The 18,096-nt window shown below is 68.3% G+C and carries 18 protein-coding genes; 7 read left to right on the top strand and 11 right to left on the bottom strand.

Going from position 1 to position 18,096, the window contains the following annotated elements; translation table 11 throughout:
• Nucleotides 1-10: 10 nt before the first annotated feature.
• From ACUDP5_RS12930 to pcp, 9 genes are all read right to left on the bottom strand, one after another.
• Nucleotides 11-862, bottom strand: a complete 852-nt coding sequence (locus ACUDP5_RS12930) for an amino acid ABC transporter ATP-binding protein (RefSeq protein WP_263912697.1) — start codon at nucleotides 860-862, stop codon at nucleotides 11-13.
• Nucleotides 849-1,670 carry an amino acid ABC transporter permease gene (locus ACUDP5_RS12925; protein ID WP_445658929.1) on the bottom strand — a complete coding sequence of 274 codons (822 nt, stop codon included), beginning with the start codon at nucleotides 1,668-1,670 and terminating at the stop codon, nucleotides 849-851. Before ACUDP5_RS12925 ends, ACUDP5_RS12930 begins: the two co-directional genes overlap by 14 nt.
• Nucleotides 1,660-2,397, bottom strand: a complete 738-nt coding sequence (locus ACUDP5_RS12920) for an amino acid ABC transporter permease (RefSeq protein WP_263912695.1) — start codon at nucleotides 2,395-2,397, stop codon at nucleotides 1,660-1,662. The genes ACUDP5_RS12925 and ACUDP5_RS12920 overlap by 11 nt, the downstream gene beginning before the upstream one ends.
• Nucleotides 2,394-3,641 carry an aminotransferase class I/II-fold pyridoxal phosphate-dependent enzyme gene (locus tag ACUDP5_RS12915; protein ID WP_445658928.1) on the bottom strand — a complete coding sequence of 416 codons (1,248 nt, stop codon included), beginning with the start codon at nucleotides 3,639-3,641 and terminating at the stop codon, nucleotides 2,394-2,396. The genes ACUDP5_RS12920 and ACUDP5_RS12915 overlap by 4 nt, the downstream gene beginning before the upstream one ends.
• A gap of 28 nt (nucleotides 3,642-3,669) precedes the next feature.
• On the bottom strand, nucleotides 3,670-4,533 hold the full coding sequence (locus tag ACUDP5_RS12910; RefSeq protein ID WP_445658927.1) for a transporter substrate-binding domain-containing protein: 864 nt from the start codon (nucleotides 4,531-4,533) through the stop codon (nucleotides 3,670-3,672).
• 35 nt (nucleotides 4,534-4,568) lie between these two features.
• Nucleotides 4,569-5,408, bottom strand: a complete 840-nt coding sequence (locus ACUDP5_RS12905) for a transporter substrate-binding domain-containing protein (protein ID WP_263912692.1) — start codon at nucleotides 5,406-5,408, stop codon at nucleotides 4,569-4,571.
• 138 nt (nucleotides 5,409-5,546) lie between these two features.
• Entirely contained in the window at nucleotides 5,547-6,569 is a 1,023-nt protein-coding gene (locus tag ACUDP5_RS12900; protein WP_263912691.1) for a Bug family tripartite tricarboxylate transporter substrate binding protein, read from the bottom strand.
• A gap of 116 nt (nucleotides 6,570-6,685) precedes the next feature.
• Nucleotides 6,686-7,573 carry an alpha/beta fold hydrolase gene (locus ACUDP5_RS12895; protein WP_263912690.1) on the bottom strand — a complete coding sequence of 296 codons (888 nt, stop codon included), beginning with the start codon at nucleotides 7,571-7,573 and terminating at the stop codon, nucleotides 6,686-6,688.
• A gap of 11 nt (nucleotides 7,574-7,584) precedes the next feature.
• Nucleotides 7,585-8,232, bottom strand: a complete 648-nt coding sequence (gene pcp, locus ACUDP5_RS12890) for a pyroglutamyl-peptidase I (RefSeq protein WP_263912689.1) — start codon at nucleotides 8,230-8,232, stop codon at nucleotides 7,585-7,587.
• A gap of 93 nt (nucleotides 8,233-8,325) precedes the next feature.
• Between pcp and ACUDP5_RS12885 the strand changes: the two genes are divergently transcribed.
• Nucleotides 8,326-9,270 carry a LysR family transcriptional regulator gene (locus ACUDP5_RS12885; RefSeq protein ID WP_445658926.1) on the top strand — a complete coding sequence of 315 codons (945 nt, stop codon included), beginning with the start codon at nucleotides 8,326-8,328 and terminating at the stop codon, nucleotides 9,268-9,270.
• A gap of 3 nt (nucleotides 9,271-9,273) precedes the next feature.
• Here ACUDP5_RS12885 and ACUDP5_RS12880 read toward each other — a convergent pair whose 3' ends face one another.
• A complete protein-coding gene (locus tag ACUDP5_RS12880) occupies nucleotides 9,274-10,437 on the bottom strand; it encodes an alpha-hydroxy-acid oxidizing protein (RefSeq protein WP_263912687.1) in 1,164 nt (387 codons plus the stop codon).
• A 162-nt stretch (nucleotides 10,438-10,599) separates the two neighbouring features.
• Here ACUDP5_RS12880 and ACUDP5_RS12875 point away from each other — a divergent pair, with 162 nt between their 5' ends.
• The 4 genes from ACUDP5_RS12875 to ACUDP5_RS12860 all read left to right on the top strand — a co-directional run bounded on the left by ACUDP5_RS12875 (nucleotide 10,600) and on the right by ACUDP5_RS12860 (nucleotide 14,440).
• A complete protein-coding gene (locus tag ACUDP5_RS12875) occupies nucleotides 10,600-11,499 on the top strand; it encodes a LysR family transcriptional regulator (protein ID WP_263912686.1) in 900 nt (299 codons plus the stop codon).
• Between the two features lie 171 nt (nucleotides 11,500-11,670).
• Nucleotides 11,671-12,339 (top strand): RraA family protein, encoded by a 669-nt coding sequence (locus ACUDP5_RS12870; RefSeq protein ID WP_263912685.1) that lies wholly within the window; start codon nucleotides 11,671-11,673, stop codon nucleotides 12,337-12,339.
• Complete coding sequence (locus tag ACUDP5_RS12865; protein WP_263912684.1) at nucleotides 12,336-13,397, top strand: hydroxyacid dehydrogenase; 1,062 nt, start codon at nucleotides 12,336-12,338, stop codon at nucleotides 13,395-13,397. Before ACUDP5_RS12870 ends, ACUDP5_RS12865 begins: the two co-directional genes overlap by 4 nt.
• 50 nt (nucleotides 13,398-13,447) lie before the next feature.
• Nucleotides 13,448-14,440 carry a Bug family tripartite tricarboxylate transporter substrate binding protein gene (locus tag ACUDP5_RS12860; RefSeq protein WP_263912683.1) on the top strand — a complete coding sequence of 331 codons (993 nt, stop codon included), beginning with the start codon at nucleotides 13,448-13,450 and terminating at the stop codon, nucleotides 14,438-14,440.
• A 118-nt stretch (nucleotides 14,441-14,558) separates the two neighbouring features.
• On the opposite strand, the gene ACUDP5_RS12855 is transcribed toward ACUDP5_RS12860, so the two are convergent.
• Entirely contained in the window at nucleotides 14,559-15,395 is an 837-nt protein-coding gene (locus ACUDP5_RS12855) for a DUF4189 domain-containing protein (RefSeq protein ID WP_263912682.1), read from the bottom strand.
• A gap of 315 nt (nucleotides 15,396-15,710) precedes the next feature.
• On the opposite strand from ACUDP5_RS12855, the gene ACUDP5_RS12850 reads away from it, so the two are divergent.
• Nucleotides 15,711-16,274 (top strand): hypothetical protein, encoded by a 564-nt coding sequence (locus ACUDP5_RS12850; RefSeq protein ID WP_445658925.1) that lies wholly within the window; start codon nucleotides 15,711-15,713, stop codon nucleotides 16,272-16,274.
• Nucleotides 16,275-16,515: 241 nt separating this feature from the next.
• Nucleotides 16,516-18,054 carry a hypothetical protein gene (locus ACUDP5_RS12845; protein ID WP_445658924.1) on the top strand — a complete coding sequence of 513 codons (1,539 nt, stop codon included), beginning with the start codon at nucleotides 16,516-16,518 and terminating at the stop codon, nucleotides 18,052-18,054.
• The last annotated feature ends 42 nt before the right edge of the window (nucleotides 18,055-18,096 follow it).

The raw sequence follows: 18,096 nt of genomic DNA, 5'->3' as shown, positions 1-18,096 counted from the left end.
AAAAAAAAGGTCACACTGCAAGACGCAGCGGATCAAAGGTCAGGTAGGCGTCGATCGGGTCGGGCTGCCCGCGCCGTGCAGGCGGCTCGGCCGACGTCCGTTGCAGGAACGCGCGGGTGCGTTCGCTGTCGGGATGGCTGAAGATGCGGGCCGGCGGGCCGTGTTCCACGATGCGGCCGGCCTCGGTGAAATAGACCGTGTCGCTGACTTCCTGCGCAAAGCGCATCTCGTGCGTCACCAGCACGCAGGTCAGGCCGTCGTTGACCAGGTCGCGGATCACGGTCAGCACCTCGCCCACCATTTCCGGGTCCAGCGCCGAGGTCACCTCGTCGAACAGGATCAGCTCGGGCCGCAGCGCCAGCGCCCGGGCGATCGCCACGCGCTGCTGCTGGCCGCCCGACAGTTCGCCGGGATAGGCGTTTTCCTTGTGGTCCATGCGCACCTTGGCGAGCAGTTCGCGCGCCAGCGCCTGTGCCTGGGCCCGTGGCTGGCCGTTGACCTTGATGGGCGAGATCACCAGGTTTTCCAGCACGCTCAGGTGCGGGAACAGGTTGTATTGCTGGAACACGAAACCGACCCGCTTGCGCAGCGCGATCAGTTCGCTTTCGGATTTCAGGGCGTCCACCCGCACCCCGCCCACCTCGATTTCGCCGCGTTGCGGACGCAGCAGACCGGTGATGCAGCGCAGGATGGTGGACTTGCCCGAGCCTGACGGGCCAATGATGGAAACGGCGTTGCCCGCCCGCACCTCGACGTCGATGCCCTTCAGGACCTCGGTCTGGCCAAAGGCCAGGTGGACGTCCCGCAAGCGGACCAGCGGGGTGTCGGCGGCGGCGCGCGCGCCGGTGTCAGTGGTGCGCATAGCGTCGCTCCAGATAGCGCGTCCAGCGCGAGATGGGATAGCAATAGGCGAAAAACAGCGCCAATAGCGTGAAATAGACCAGCACGGTGAAATCGCTGCGCGCCACGGTATTGCTGGCCACGGTGGCCGTGTCGACCAGGTCGTGCACCCCCACCAGCGAGGCCAGCGAGGTGCTCATGGTGATGCTGGCGTACAGGTTCATCCACGACGGCAGCATGCGCCGCACGCACTGCGGCAGCACGATCATGCGCAGCACCTGGGTGCGGCGAAACGCCAGCGACTGCGCCGCTTCCCATTGGGCCTCGGGAATCGACTGGATCGCCCCGCGAAAGATCTCGGCCACGTTGGCGCTGGCCGGCAGGCCCAGGCCGATCACCACCTTGATCCAATCGGGAAACGGCAGGTTCCAGCGCCCCAGGTTCAGCTCGAACGGGAACACGTAGGTGGTGAAATACACCAGCACCAGGATCGGTGCGTTGCGAAACGCCAGCACGTAGACGCGCGTCAGGCGCCGCAGCAGTGCCGACGGCGACAGCGACAGCGCGCCGATCACCAGGCCCAACGCGGTCCCCAGCGCCATCGCCAGCACGCTGATCTGCACGTTCATGCCCAGGCCGCGCAGCAGCGCCGGCGACCATTGCCACAAAAATCGCACCGCGGCGGGCGTGGTGCCCGTCAGCGCCCACCCGGCGCCCAGCGCAACCAGCGACAAGAGCAGCACGAACCACGGATCGCGCAGCACCGCGCCCGGCCCGAAACCACCCGCGCGGCGGGACGCCTGCGCATTCAATGCCAGATCATTGGCCATAGCCGGGCATCCTCAAGCGGGTTTCCAGCCAGCGTCCGCCCACGCTCACCAGCCAGGTCAGCAGGCCGAAGTACAGCAGGATCAGAAGCAGCAGTTCCAGCACGTTGTCGCGGTGCGACCAGATCATGATCGATTCATACGTCACGTCGCCCACCGCGATGGCCGATGCAATCGCGGTCATCTTCACCAGGTCCACCAGGTTGTTGACCAGCGCCGGCAAGGCAAAGCGCAGCGCCAGCGGCAACTGCACCTGCGCCAGGATCTGGCGCCGCGAGAACGCCAGCGACCGCGCGGCCTCCAGCGTCACGGACGGCACCGCTTCGATCCCCGCGCGCAGCGCCTCGGCGTGGAAGACGCCCTTGTGCAGCGCGACCACGATCACCACCCACATGAACGGCGTGACCGGGCTGCCGCCGCCCAGCTTCTGCGTGATCAGCATGTTCAGCACCAGGAAGGCGCAGTACAGCTGCACCAGCGTGGGCGTGTTGCGGGTCAGTTCCACAAACGCCTGCAAGGGCCGCGACAGCCAGGCCCGGCCACTGGTCAGCCCGGCGGCGATCAGCACGCCGAACGCGAGGCTGACGGGAATGGTCCAGAGGCACAGCTGCACCGTCACCAGCAGGCCATGGCCGAACGCAGCCAGTTCGCCGGGGTCCAGCACGAAGCTGTAGTTCAGGCCCAGGGGCTTGAAGAAATGCACCCAGGCCTGCAGCACCTGTTCGATCATGCAGCGGCCTCCAGCGTCCCGGCCGGCCGCAGCGCCGCGACCGCGCGGCCGATGCGCACCACCGCTTCCTGCAACTTGGCATCCGAGGCGGCGAACGACAGGCGCAGATAAGGCGACAAGCCATAGGCCGCGCCGCGCACCACCGCCACGCCTTCGGCGTCGAGCAGCCAATCGACCACGTCGCCGTCATCGGCGATGACGCGACCATCCGGCCGTGCCAGGCCGATCAGCCCGGCCACGCCGATCCAGGCAAAGAACGAGCCCTGCGGCACGGCCACGCGCAGCCCCGGCACGGCGCCCAGGCCGTCCACCACCACGCGGGCCCGGCGCGCATACGCCTGCCGCGCCGTCTCGACAAAATCGTCCGCCACGCCCTGCAAGGCGGCCAGCGCCGCCGCCTGGCCCAGCGAACTGGGTCCGGACGACACCTGCGACTGCACGGCTTCCAGCACGCCGATCAACGCCGCCGGCCCCACGCCCCAGCCGATGCGCCAGCCGGTCATGGCGTAGGCCTTGGACACGCCGTTGACCGCCAGCGTGCGGCCGGTCAGGTCGGGCGCCACGCGCAGCAGATGCGTCGGCGGCTCGCCAAACCAGATCTCCTCGTACATCTCGTCCCACAGCACCAGCACCGACGGATGCTCGCGCAGCACAGCGGCCAACGCCGCCAGCTCGTCGTGGCTATAGACGGCGCCCGAGGGATTGCCGGGCGAATTCAGGATCAGCCACTTGGTGCGCGGCGTCAGCGCCTGGCGCAGGCCACCCGGCGTGAGCTTGAAGCCGTTGGCCTCGGCCGTGGGCGCCAGCACCGGCGTGCCGCCATTGACCCGCACCGAATCCAGGAAGGTCGGCCAGTACGGCGTCGGCACGACCACTTCGTCGCCGTCGTCCAGCGTGGCGGCCAGGGCCAGGTAGATCACCTGCTTGCCGCCGTTGGAGATGATGACGTGGCCGGCCTGCACGTCCAGGCCATGACGCTGGCGATAGTCGTCGGCCACCGCGCGGCGCAGCGCCGCCGTGCCGGCGGTGGGCGTGTACTTGGTCTGGCCCTGGGCCAGCGCCGCCGCGGCGGCGTCCTTGATGGCCTGGGGCGTATCAAAGTCCGGTTCGCCCGACGTCAGCACGACAATCGAGCGGCCCTCGGCCGCCAGCCGCGCGGCGCGCGCACCGGCTGCGGCGATGGGCGACAGTTCCACACCGCGGGCGCGGCGCGACAGCACGCCGGGAAACAGGGATTCAGTCATGGCAGCACCTTTCGAAACGACATCGGGATCATGGCTTGGCCTGCGCCTCGGGCGGCGCGCTGTCGAACTTGCCGGCCTGGGCGTCGGCCAGGGCCTGTTTCAGGTAGTCGGCGGGCACGCCGAATTTCTCGGCCTCTCGCACCAGCAAGCCGGACGTGTGCCAGTCGCGGATCACGCCATCGACGAAGGCGCGCGTATCGGCTTCGTTGCGGCGCGTCCAGATGACCGTCGGCGACGGAATCAGCTGGTCGGACGTGGCCAGCTCGAAGCCGTCCCATTCCTTGCCGTTGGGGCCATGCAGCGTCTCGTACAGCGCCGGCTGGATGTGTACCGACGCATCGCAGCTGCCCCCCTTGAGCGCCAGGAGCGATTCCGGAATGTTGCGCAGGCCCTTCACCACGGCGCCGTAGGTATCCTGCAGCGGCTTGGCGAAATTGCTGCCTTGCGACACGCACGCCACCTTGCCCTTCAGGTCTTCCCAGCGCTTGATGCCGCTGCGCTTGGACACCATCGCCGCGCCGCCCACCAGGTTGTAGGGCGTGGGCGCGTAGCTCAGGATCTCGCTGCGTTCCTGGGTCCACTGGATGTTGGCAATCAGCAGGTCCACCTTGCCCGCCTGCAGGAACTGCACCCGCGTCGCCGCGGTCACGGGCACCGTTTCCAGTGCCACGCCCAGCCGCCGGGCGATATCGCGGCCCAGTTCGGTCTGAAAGCCCCCCACCTTGCCGGTGGCCGGGTCCAGCAGGCCGAACGGCGGGCTGGCGCCGTCCACGCCCACCACCAGCCTGCCGCGCTGCTTGACGCGGTCCAGCGTCGCGTCGGCGTGCGCCGCCGTTGTCGCCAGGGCCGCCAGCGCCAAGGCGGCGGCCCACTTCATTGCTTGCTTGGTCATCGTCTTATCCAACACGTGCTTGGCGTTCGCCGGGCTCAGCTGCCCTGCTTGTACTTGTCATGCAGCTCTTGCAGCAGCGGCTGCGCCGGCTGGATGTCCAGGCGTTTCTCGGTGGCGATCAGCCAACCCGTGCGGTGCCAGCCCTGGATCACCTTGTCGACCGCGGCAATCGTGTCGGCCTCGCCCTTGCGGGTCCAGACCACCGAGTTGGCCGGCAGCACTTCCGTGGCGATGGGCGCGTGGTAGGCGGACCATTCAGGGTTGTTGCGCAACAGCGGATGGATCAGCGTCGAATCGTGCACCGCCGCCACGCACTGGCCGCCGCGCAGCGCCAGCAGCGAGTCCGACGAGCTCTTGTAGCCCTTGACCACCGCGCCGTAATCGGCTTGCAAGGGGCGCGCAAAGCTGCTGCCTTGCGACACGCAGACGGGCTTGCCGCGCAGGTCTTCCCACTTGGCGATGCCGCTGTCGCGGCGGGTGGCGGCCGCGCCGCCGACCCGGAAGAACGGCGTGGGCGCATAGCCCAGGATCTCGGCGCGTTCGGGATTCAGTTCCATCGACGCGATCAGCAGGTCGACCTTGCCCGAGATCAGGAATTGCGTGCGGGTGGCGGTCTGCACCTGCACCAGCTCGGCCTTCACGCCCAGGCCCTTGGCCAGCTCGCGCGCCAGGTCGGGATTCCAGCCCACCAGTTCCTGGGTCTTCGGATCGATCGAACCGAACACACCGCCATTGGCCAGTACGCCGATGGTGACGGTGCCGCGTTCCTTGATCTTGTCCAGGGTGGCGTCCGCGTGGGCGGCGGCAGCGCCGGCCGCCAGGGCCAGGGCAACGGCCGTACGCAGGAACAGGCCGGGGGTATTGCGAGTCTTCATGTTGTTGTGCCGTATGCATTGAACGAAGTTCTATGCTGCGGGGCCGCGGCGCTCAACACAAAGAAGACTTTCAGATATGGATATGAAACCGCTGGCGCGCCCCGGGTCGCGCTCCCGGACGGCGCGCCCATCCCTGGCTCAGTCGAGCTTGACGTCGGCCGTCGCGATGATGCGGCGGTAGGTCGCGATGTCGTCGCGCACGGTCTGGTCGACGGCCTCGGGCGTGCTCGCCGCAATCGCAAACCCCAGGTTTTCCAGCAAGGCGGCCGTCTCCGGCTCGCGCAGCACCGCGACGACGTCACGATGAATGCGATCCACCAGCGGCTTGGGCGTGGAGGCCGGCACCACAAAGCCCTGCCAGCTTTCCACCGCGTAATCCGCCAGCCCCGATTCCTGGATGGTCGGCACGTCGGGCAGTGCCTTGGACCGGTAAGGCGTGGTCACCGCCAGCGCCACCAGCTTGCCCGAGCGCACATTCTCGGTGGCCGCGGCCAGCGTGATCAGCATCGCGTCCACGTGCCCGCCCAGCACGTCCAGCGTGGCCGGGCCGCCGCCGGGATAGGGAATCTGGTTGGTCCTGGCGCCGATGCGCTCGTTCAGCAGTTCCACCGCCAGGTGTTGCAGGCTGCCGTTGCCGCCGGGCAGCGCCAGCGAAATCTCGCCGGGCCGCTGGCGCACCAGCGCCACGAACTCCTGGAAGGTCTTCACGCCCAGCCCCGGGCGCACCACCAGCAGTTGCGGGTTGACGACGGCCTTGGTCACGCCCTGCAGATCACGCACGGGGTCATAGTTCTGCTTGCCGGGTTGCAATGCGTTGAGCGACAAGGCATCGCCGCCCAGCAGCAGCGTATAGCCGTCGCCGCGCGCGTGCGCCACGGCCGCGTTGCCGATCGCGCTGCTGGCGCCCGGCTGGTTCTCGACCACCACGCTTTGGCCCCACTTCTCGCTGAGCTTCTGCGCCACCGTGCGCGCCAGCTTGTCGGCGCTGCCGCCCGCGGCGATCGGCACGATCAGCTTGACCGGCCGGGCGGGATAGCGCGTGGCGTCGTCGCCGAGCGCCGGCGCCGCCCCCGTCATGTTGCTCAATAACCCCGCGCCCACCACCACGCCTGCCGCCAGGCCAAGCGCGGCCTTGAGGACGGATCTGCGTTGACTGCCCATCGAAAAACTCCAGGTTCTCTACGTGAAAACCAGGATAGGGGCGTGCCACGCGGCCACCAAATACCGATACGCAATGTCGAAATGCCGCCCGGGCGCCTTGCGGCCGGGGCGCTGGCCTACGCCAGGAACGCCAGCATGCGCCGCGCCAATTCCCGCGGCTGCTCTTCGGGCAGATAGTGGCCGCAGTCCGCCAGCACCCCGCCCTGCAGGTCGCGCGCCAGGGGCTGCAGGGCCTGGTACAGGTCGGGCGCGCTGCCCTGGTCGCCGCCCAGCGCCAGCACCGGCAGCGTCAGCGGCGTGTCGCGCAAGGCCCGGTTCTGGATCGCATCCTGATGCGCCGCCCGGTAATAGCCCAACATGCCGCGCAGGCCGCCCAGCGTCTGATACACGCGTTCGTACTCGTCGATGTCCTCGCGGCTGAACACGCCCGGCTTGTTCGCCGTCTTGCGGCTGAAGAACCATTCGATCAACACCCGCTCGCGCCCGGCCAGCAGCGCTTCGGGCAGGTCGGGCACCGTGTTGAAGAGGAAATGCCAGCTTTTCCAGTTGTCCGGCCCCAGTTCGATGGCCGGCTTGAGCGTCACGCCGGGAATGTTGGCGTCCAGCAGCACCAGGCGTTCGACCTCGTGCGCGTGGCGGGCCGCGTACGGGTAGGCGATCCAGGCGCCGATATCGTGACCGGCCAGCGCATAGCGCGTCAGGCCCAGCGTATGGAACAAGGCCCGCAAGCGCTCGCCCGCCGTGTGGGTGTCGTAGCCGTCCAGCGGCTTGTCCGAATCGCCCTGGCCCGGCAGGTCCACCGCGTACAGGCGAAAGTGCGGCGCCAGCAGCGGCATCACTCGCCGCCAGGCGTACCAGCTCTGCGGAAAGCCCGCCAGCAGGATCAGCGCCGGCCCGGCCCCGCCCTCCACCACGTGGTAGCCCAGGCCGTCCACGCGTACCTGGCGATGCCGAAACGGTACGCCGGCCAGCGCAAACCCGTCGGCGCCATTGAAGGTGTCCATCTCGCTCTCCCTCAATGCAGCGCGCCGCCGCCGGCCTTGATGTCGCGCTGGACCGCCAGGGTCGTCGCCGCCATGATCTTGACCGCTTCGATCAGCGTGTCCAGCGCCAGGCTGGGCTGGCCGGGATGGCGGGCCGCCATTTCCGGCAGGTACGGCACGTGCACGAAGCCGCCGCGCAGCGCGGGCTGCTCGGTGGCGATGTAGTGCGCCAGGCCGTAGAAAATCGTATTGCAGTTGTAGGTGCCCGCCGTCGACGACACCGAGGCCGGCACGCCTGCCGCCCGCAGGTCGCGCACGATGGCCTTGATGGGCAGCGTCGAGAAATACGCCGCCGGCCCGCCCTCGACCACGGGTTCATCGATCGGCTGGCGTCCTTCATTGTCGGGAATGCGCGCGTCCACCACGTTGATCGCCACGCGCTCGACCGACACGTCGCTGCGGCCGCCGGCCTGGCCCAGGCAGATCACCACGTCCGGCCGGGTCTCGGCAATGGCCTGGCGCAGCACGCCCACCACCTTGCCGATCACGCACGGCAACTGCCGCGCCACCAGCATGGCCCCGGCCACCTGCGTGCCATCCAGCCGCCGCACGGCCTCCCACGAGGGGTTCAGTGTTTCGCCATCAAAGGGTTCGATTCCGGTAATCAATACAGTAGCCATGGCCGCATCCTTGCATCGGGGTTCTGGCGGTCATCGTAGGCCCGGGGAACTGAATTGTTGAAATCGATAATTGATATTCGTACTATTGACTACATGAATCTATCTGCCGTCGACCTGAACCTGCTGGTCGCCTTCGAAGCCCTCTACGACACGCGCAACGTCACCCTGGCCGGCCAGCGCATCCATCGCGCGCAGCCCTCGGTCAGCAGCGCGCTGGGACGCCTGCGCCTGCTGTTCCAGGACGAACTGTTCCTGCGCACCGCCGACGGCATGCAGCCCACGCCCAAGGCCACGGCACTGATGCCGGCCGTCGCGGCCGCGCTGGACCACATCCGCCAGGCCCTGGCGCAAGGCCCCGGCTTCGATCCGCGCAAGGCGTCCGGACGGCGCTTCACCCTGGCCGCCAGCGACTATGCCGACGTCGTCATCGTGCCCCACATCGTCGCCGCCCTGCGGCGCGAGGCGCCTGGCATCGACCTGCGCGTGGCCCGGCTGGACCGGACAGCGCTCTACGAACAGCTGGACAACGGCACGGTGGACCTGGCCATCGGCGGCCATCTGGCGCCGCCCAAGCGCATGCTGCCCGAAACGCTCTACACGGAAGATTTCGTCTGCCTCGCCGACAAGCGCCACCCAGCCCTGCGCGGCCGCAAGCTGGACCTGGCGCGCTACCTGGCCCTGCCCCACGCCCTGTTCACCCCCAGCGACGACGGCTCGCCCCGTGGCGTGATCGACGCCGGCCTGGCGCGGCTGGGCCAGCGCCGCCGGGTGGCCTGCACCTTCGCCCACATCGTTGCCCTGCCCCACGCCGTCCAAGGCACGGACCTGATCGCCACGCTGGCGCGTCGCGCCGCACAGCGCCTGGCGGGCGACGGCCTGAGCCTGCGGCCGTTGCCGCCCGAGGTGGACCCCGGCCCATTCGACATCGACATGGTGTGCAGCCGCCGCGCCCCCGGAGATGCGGCGCTGGGGTGGTTGCAGGGGGTGGTCCGGCAGGCGGCGCAGCGGGTGAAAACGGCGCCCCGCCTGGCGACGTAGCGGTCAGTCAGGCACGGCCGGCACCAACAGATCGGCCGGCAACGCCCCCACGTCCACCACGCCCAGCAGCCCCAGGTTGCGACGCACCTCGGCCACGAGCAGGCTGATCGCATGCGCCACCCCCGCCTGTCCCGCCACCGCCGCCGCGTAATTGAATGGCCGGCCCACGAACACGCAGCGCGCACCCAGCGCCAACGCCTTGATCACATCCGAGCCGCGCCGCACGCCGCTGTCGAGCATGACGTCCATGCCGCCCGCGGCGTCCAGCACCTGCGGCAAGGCTTGCAGCGGCGTCATGCTGCCGTCCAGTTGCCGGCCGCCGTGGTTGGACACGATCACGCCGTCCATGCCCAGCGCGCGGGCACGCCGCGCATCGTCGGGATGCAGCACGCCCTTGATCACCATGCGTCCCGGCCAGCGCCGCCGCACCGCTGCCGCATGCTCCCAGTTCAGGTGCCCGCGGTCGGAAAAATCGCGCAGCACGCGGGCCGACAGGATGGGCGCGCCACGGGTGGCGTAGTTGTTCTCGAAATGCGGCATGCCATGGCGCCACAGCGTGCGCAAGAAGGTGCCGAACAACCAGCGGGGATGCGTCGCGCCCTGCCAGGCCAGCCCCAGGCTCGGCCGCAGCGGCGTCGAGAATCCGGCGCGCACGTTGTTCTCGCGGTTTGCGGCCACCGGCGTGTCCACCGTCAGCACCAGCGTGCCGACGCCAGCCGCCGCCACCCGGTCGATCAAGGCATCGATCTGTGCCGGGTCCCCGGGCAGATAGGCCTGGAACCAGGTGCCGGGCGCTTCGCTCATCACCGTCTCCAGGCGGATCAGCGACGAGCCGCTCATGATGCAGGGCACTTGCGCCGCCTGCGCCGCCCGTGCCAGCACCAGGTCGCCGCGGTAGCTCGTCAACGCCGAAATGCCCATGGGCGCGATGCCCACCGGGGCGGCATAGCGCGTGCCCAGCACCGTGGCCTGCGTGCGGCATGCCGAGACGTCCACCAGCACCCTGGGGCGAAACGCATAGCGCTCGAAGGCGCGACGGTTGGCGCGCTCGGACACGCCGTCCTCCACCGCGCCCGATACGTAGGCGAACAGGGGCTTGGGCAGCACGCGACGGGCCGCCGCCTCGAAATCGTGCAGGCTGAGCAGATGACGCAAGCGTCTGGACATGGACGGACTCCTGGCGCGGGCGGCCATCGCGGGCCGCACGGGTGTCGTGGGCAATGGCGCACGACTATAGGCGCGACCGAACTTTGAATAAAGCGACTTTATCGATATTCTTTATTACTCTTTTGTTCACTCTCGATCTTGCCGGCTACGCCGCCGTCCCCCATGACACTCAAACAGCTCGAAGCGTTCTACTGGGCCGCCACCTGCAAGAATTTCGCCATTGCGGCCAACCGGCTCAATATCTCGGTGTCGTCGCTGTCCAAGCGCATCGGCGAACTCGAGGCGTCGATCGGCGCGGACCTCTTCAGCCGCACCGCCCGCAGCGCGACGCTGACGGCCTTGGGTGAACAGTTGGTGCCGCACGCCAAGGACCTGCTGCGCAACGCCGACCAGTTCATGCAGCAGGCCAGCGACAACCTAGCCTATTCCGGCCGCTGCCGCTTCGGGGCGGGCGAGCTGACCTCGCTGACCTGGATGCCGCGCTTGATCGACGTGATCCAGCAGGCCCACCCCAACCTGCTGGTCGAACCCTTCGTCGGGGTCGGCGAACTGGTCGAACGCGGCCTGGAAGACGGCGAACTCGATTTCGCGGTCATTGCCGGCCCGTCTTCGCGCGCCTCGATCGCGTCCAGCCTGATCGGCAGCGCCGAATTCGAATGGGTCGCCACGCCGCGCGCCGTGGCGGACCCGGCTGCGCTGCGCCCCGCGGACCTGCCGGGCCAGACGCTGATCACCCTGCCGCAAAGCTCCGGCGCCATCCGCATGCTGGACGACTGGCTGACCGAACAGCATGTCTCGCCGGGGCGCACTCTGTGCTGCAACAGCTGGGGCGCCATCGCCGGCCTGCTGTGCCAGGGCCTGGGGCTGGGCTTTCTGCCCAAGGCGTGGGCGCACATCCTGATCGCGCGCGGTGACCTGCTGCCGCTACCGGGGTTTGCGCCGCTGCGCCCGCTGCCCTACACCTTCCAATGGCGCCGCGACGACACCCGGCCGCTGTTGAAGACGCTGCGCACGCTGGCGCAGGCCACCCTGGATTTCCATGCGCCCACCGGCCTGGTCTGACGCCGCAGGCCGGATTGATCCCGTCCCCGCGCGGACAGGTCCAAGACGGCGGCGTGCGCCATCAAGCTTTCCAAAAAGCGTTTCATAGATCTGCAAATTATTCGCTTTATCTCGCAATAGCCGCTCGGTAGAGTCGCCCCTGACACTCATCCCTGACGGAGACATTGCGACATGCCGGACTTTGGCTTCACCCTGCACGACTGCCCGCCCGGGCCCGACCGCGACACGCTGCTCGCCTACCGCGACCTGGCGGTCGCCAACATCAGCGATGCCATGAGCCGCACGGTCGGCACGAGCGCCCTGCGCCCCCTGCATCGCAGCCGCCGCATCCTGGGCCGGGCCTTCACCGTGCAGACCCGGCCGGGCGACAACCTGATGGTGCACAAGGCCATCGACATGGCCGAGCCCGGCGACGTGATCGTGGTGGATGCCGGCGGCGACACCCATAACGCCATCATTGGCGAAATCATGGCGGGCTGGGCCGCCAGGCGCGGCCTGGCCGGCTTTGTCATCGATGGCGCGGTCCGCGACAGCGACACGCTGGCCGCTGGCGACCTGGCGATATTCGCCCGCGGCATCGCGCACCGCGGCCCGTACAAGGACGGCCCCGGCGCCATCAACGTGCCGATCACCGTGGACGGCATGGTCGTGCTGCCCGGCGACCTGCTGGTGGGCGACGCCGACGGCTTGCTGGCCATCCGGCCCGACCAGGCGCCGGCCATCGCCGAGCGGGTGCGGGCGATTGCCGCGAACGAGGCGGCCATCCTGCGGGACATCGCAGCCGGCACGCTCGACCGCCGCTGGGTCGATGCCACGCTCAAGGCGCGGGGCGTGCTGTGAGCGCGCCGCATCCTGCCGGCAGCCCGCCGCGCGTCACCCCGGCCCGCCTGTGCCGCCTGGACCTGTGGCTGGACCCGGTGTTCGACCAGATCATCGGCGCCGCCCCGGACATCGCGCTGTCGGTGCTGCCCGCCCGGGGCGATGACGCCCGCACACTGGCGGGCCTGCGCACCGCCCACGCCTATCACGTGTCGGCCGCCAAGGACGAATTGCCGCGCCAGTGGTTCGTCGGCGAAGCGCTGATCGCCCAATGCCCCGACCTGGTGGTCGTCTCGTCCGGCGGCGCCGGCTACGACACCGTCGACGTCGCAGCCTGCACGCGGGCCGGCATCGCCGTGGTCAACCAGGCCGGCGCCAACGCCGCGTCCGTGGCCGAACATACGTACGCGCTGCTGCTGGCCGTGCAGCGCCGGGTCGTCGAATCGGATCAACGGCTGCGTCACGACACGGGCTTCTCCCGCGAGGACCTGATGGGCCACGAAATCCGCGGCAGCGTCATCGGCCTGGTGGGGCTGGGCCAGATCGGCACCCGCGTGGCGCAGATCGCCCAGGGCTTCGGCCTGCGCGTGCTGGCCCACGACCCGCTGCTGGACGACGACACCATCCGCCAGCGCGGCGCGCAGCCCGTCAGCCTGGCCGACCTCCTGGCGCAATCCGACGTCGTGTCCTTGCATTGCCCGCTGGACGCGACCACCCGCGGCCTGATCGATGCCCGGGCCTTTGCCGCCATGAAGCCGGGCGCCGTGTTCATTTCCACCGCGCGCGGCGGCATCCACGACGAAAACGCGTTGTGCGCTGCCTTGCAGGGCGGCCATCTGCGCGGTGCCGGACTGGACGTCTGGCAGCACGAACCGCCGCCGCACGACGCGCCGCTGCTGGCCCTGCCCAACGTCGTGGCCACCTTCCATACCGCCGGGGTCACGCACGAAGCCCGCCGCAACGTGGCGCGCTCGTCGGCGCAGCAACTGCTGGCGATGCTGCGCGGCGAACGGCCACCGCAATTGATCAACCCTGAAGCGTGGCCCAAGGCCGCCGCCCGCATTGCCGCATTGACCTAGAAAAAAGATCGCGGCGCCCCGCCGACGATCCCTACCGCGAGGAGACAACCATGCAACATCGCACTACGCGCCCGGCCCGACGCCGGCTGGCCGCCATCGCCCTGGCTTGCGCCGGCCTGTACGCCGCCGCCGTCCCGGCCGCCGGCTACCCGGAACGCCCCATCAACCTGATCGTGTCCTATGGGCCCGGCGGCGGCACCGACCTGGTGGCGCGCATGCTGGCGCCCTATCTGCAGAAGTACCTGGGCAACGACGCCCGCATCGTGGTGCTGAACCGCCCCGGCGCCGGCGGCGCCATCGGCTTCACCGAATTGGCACGGGCCCAGCCCGACGGCTACACCATCGGCTTCATCAACACCCCCAACCTGCTGACCATCCCCATCGAACGCAAGTCCGGCTTCACCTGGCAGAGCTTTGACCTGCTGGGCAACCTGATCGACGATCCGGGCGCCTTCAGCGTGCGCACCGACAACCCGATGAAGACGCTGGCCGACCTGTCGGCCTACGCGCGGCAAAACCCGGGCAAGGTCACGGTCGGCACCACCGGCACCGGCTCGGACGACCATCTGGCCATGCTGAAATTCGAACGGGCCTCTTCCACGCAGCTCAGCCACATCCCCTACAAGGGCGCCGGCGAAGTGCGCGGCGCGCTGGCAAGCGGGGAAATCACCATCGGCGCCATCAATGTGGGCGAGGCGCTGCAGTACCAGAAAGGTGGCACGCCCTTGCGCTTTCTCGGGCAGATGGGCAAGACCCGCTCTGCCGCCCTGCCCGACATTCCCACGTTCAAGGAACAGGGCTACGACTTCGAATTGGCGTCGTTGCGCGGCCTGGCCGCGCCCAAGGGCTTGCCGGCCGAAGTGCGCGACAAGCTTACGCAGGCGGTCAAGCGCAGTGTGGACGACCCCGAGTTCCAGGCCAAGGCGAAAGACATGTTCGCGCCCTTGCGCTATCTGGCGCCGCCCGACTACGCCCGCGAACTGGCGGCGGGCGAGGCGGAGTTCAAGCAGCTGTGGCAAGAGGCGCCCTGGCTGGACAAGTAGGCGGAGGCGGGCCGGCCGGGGCCGGCAATGCCCGACGGGGCCGGGTCAGCTCAGGTCTGGCCCTGACGCAAAGGCGCGGCAGACGATCTGCCGCGCCGGTCATGCCGCGAGCCCGGCCTCAATTGGGTTTTTCTTCGAAGCCCGCATAGCCGTCGATATACGCCCGGCCCGAGCAGCGCACCATCGCCACGCAGTTCGGCGCGCCGGTCTTGCTGCTGCAAACGTCGCGGGCGGCATCGCGCGCCGCCTTGGGATCGGGGTTCAGTGCCGTGAAACCGGTGCCGCGGCCCTTGCTGCCCTTGGCCCAGGCCAGGCCCACGCAGCTGTCCTTGTAGGTCAGCACCTTGGTGCAGCCTTCGCACTCTTCCCATTCCAGCAGCTTGTTGATGGCATCCTTTTCGTTGGGATAGCCATCGGCATAGGACAGGCCGCCGGTGTTCGTTTCGGCGATGGCGCCCCAGTATTCGCGGTCGTTCAGCTTGGCCGACAGCGCTTCCAGCTGGGCAGGCGTGGCGGTCTTGGGCGCTTGCAGGTCCTCGGCGCTGTAGCCCGGGCCCACGCACAGCGGCAGCGTGGCCAGGCGGCATTTGCCGTCCGGGCTGCCGGCCGTGCAGCGGCGCATTGCCTTCTTGGCCGCCATTTCGGGCGACACGCTGTTGCCGGGGAACAAGTCGTTCGACGTGAGGTTGCGCGCATACACCATGCAGCTGTCCGAGAACCAGCTCAGGGATTTGCAGTCCTTGCCACCCGCGCGCCGGCATGCGGCCACCCCGGCCGCCTCGGCCTCTTTGCCCGTGTCTTCAGGCAGCGCCCAGTAGATCCTGGCGTGCTTGCCATCCGTGGCGATGCCGCCATACAGCGTGTCCGCGTGCGCGGCCGGGGCAAATACCCCCGCGATCAACGCCAACGCGGCAATGGCCGAGCGAATAATCGGAACAAATCGGGCAAGCATCATCGTCGGTATCCGGATCGAGTGAATTTGGCGGCCACGATCTTAGCAAGCCGGCTACGCCTGCCGCCCCCCTCGCAAATCGCCCCCAGGCATATTGAGTAACAAATTTCACAGGTGGCTGAAAGAAGCTGGCCCCGATTTCCGGTAAAAATGGCGGACTTTTCTCAAGCAGGCGGTCAGCCTGCGGCGACCCGTGCGCCCGTCAGGGTCTCCCGCCGCGCCCCCAGCCTGTCACGAAGAGAAACAAACACGTCGAGCGCCCCCTGGCTGCCCCCAGCGGCCGCGCCCATCCGATCGCAACGGAGCATCGCCCGCATCATGACGCCGTCTCTGCACGCCTTTTCCCGCCGGCCGTTTCGGCTTGCCGCAGGCCTGATAACCACCGCCAGCCTGGCTGCCTGCGCCCCGATGCCCACGGGGGGCAGTTCGGCCCTGCCGTCGCTGGGCAAGGTCTTCACCGAAGGCCTGTCGTTCTCGCCCAGCGTCAACGTCGCCCGCAACATGGAAGGCCGCTCGATCAACGACGCCATCGCCGCGCTCGGCGAACCGTCCAAGAAGCGCGCCATCGGCAACACGATGGAATTGGAATGGTCCGACTACCAGACAGCGCCTTACCAGGAATGGGTGACGACGGGCACGAGCCAGCAGGTGGTGGGCATGATTCCCGCCACCAACACGTCCGCCGCGACGCCGGTGTTCCAGCAGAACAGCACGGGCTACATGCAGAACCGCACCCGCGTCTATGAATGCAAGGTGCTGATGCGCATGAAAGACAGCGTCATCATCGGATCCACCGTCGATGGCAACGTCTGCCCGGAATTCATCGCGGCGCTGCGCAAATGGGCCGGCGAAAACGAAGCGCGCAATTATGTCGTCAAATAATCGCGCGGGCATGCCCGGCAATAACCGCGGAACCGGCGTAACTCATGCGCTTGCATCCGCGGCATTCAGTTTCTGGAAAGCAATCTTTTTGTCGACATTATTTCCGCGCCAAAGATAATCGCGGCAGTGGCGAATAATTATTCGCGCTGCCCATTAATTTTCCGCCGCGCCTGCCGTTAGTCATTCTGAATATCCCCGGCACGATCACTGGGCAGCTGTTGCCCGCCTGGATACCGCAGACATGACTACGATCTCCTCTTCACTGCCCCCGCTCGTCATCGCGCCGCAAGCGCCAGCGAGCGGCGTGTCCCGCGTTACCAACGTCAACCGCAGCCCCGAGCCGCCCGCGTCCACTTCGGTCACGCTGGGCCAGCAATCGACCGGCGTGCTGACCTATTCGCCCAACACGCTATCCGCCAACCCAGTGCAGGAACCCGACGCCCTGTCGTCGCTGATGTCGGACAACGTCCGCTCGTCGTCCCTGACCGGTCAGTTCAAGGGCCTGGCCGCCGCGCTGCTGTCGCGCTTCCAGACCGATGGCGGCAACTACTCGCAATTGGTCCCCGCGACTCGCTCGGCCGCGGCCGTGGACGGCGTCGATGGCCCCCAGGCTCAAGCCCAGGCTGATAACTCGGTGGCCCTGCGCATCACCACCGCCAGCGGCGCCAAGGTCAACATCACGCTCGACAGCAATGCAAAGGGCCTGGCCGTGCAGATCGACGTGGGCGACGCCAAGCTCACCGAGGCCGAGCGCAATGCCATCGCCGGCTTGTCCAAATCGTTCCAGGACGCCGTTGACGGCCTGGCGTCGGTGCCGCCCAAGCTGGCCCTCGGCGCGTTGTCCAAGATCGACACCAACGTCCTGTCGTCGGTGTCGCTGGAAGCCACCGTCGGCGCCGAAGGCCCGGACCAGGTCAGCTTCAAGTTTCAGGCCGACGCCGGCCAGCGCGCGCTGACCGTCAAGACCCTGGCCGGTTCCGCCCAGATCAACGTGGATGTCAGCAAGCCCGCCCAGTTCGGCAGCGCCCAGCAGCAATCCGCAGCCATCGACAGCTACCTGACCAAATTCGACAGCGCCCAGAAGCGCGGCGAAGGCGACGCCGCCTTGATGTCGTACTTCAAGCAAGGCTTCTCGGACCTGCACCGCAGCTATGGCGCCTGGTCGCCCCAGGGCGCCACCAACCGCCTGGGCGCGCCGGCTGAAGTCCACCGCACCATGCTGTCCGGCCTGGCCGACTTCTCCGCCTCGGTCAACCAGGCGCCCGTCGCGTCCAACCCGGCTCAGCCGCGCGAACTGGACACGTTCTCGTACCAGACCTCGCAGAACACCAGCAGCAGCGGCCGCCCGCAGTTCGACCTGGCCATCACGCAACAGCAGCAGTCGTCGCTGAGCGCCAGCTTCCATCGCGCGCTGTCGCTGGACCAGAAGCTGAACCTAACTACGGACCCGGATTCGCAGAACTACGCTTTCTACCAGATCCGCGACAACTACGAGAACAAGACCGACATCGGCTACGAAGACGGCAAACTGGCCAAGGCCTCGTTCACCGAAACCAGCACGCTGTCCACCACGGTCTCCAAGTTCGTCAAGGGCAAGCTGGTCGACCAAAGCGCGATTCCGTCCACCCAGACCCGTTCGCGCGACCTGATGGAGCTGCTGCGCGCCGCGGACCTGGATGCTCCGCTCAAGGACACCACGACCCCGCGCGACCAGGTCGAGGCCGCCTTGATCCGCAAGCAGGAAGACCTGGCCCAGGCCGTGGCCCGCGCCCGCGGTTAATCCCCGCTTCCCGCGCAACGGCAAAGGCGCCCCGAGGGGCGC

Source organism: Achromobacter sp. NCFB-sbj8-Ac1-l (assembly GCF_052695805.1).
This window is presented reverse-complemented; position numbering and strand designations above follow the sequence as displayed.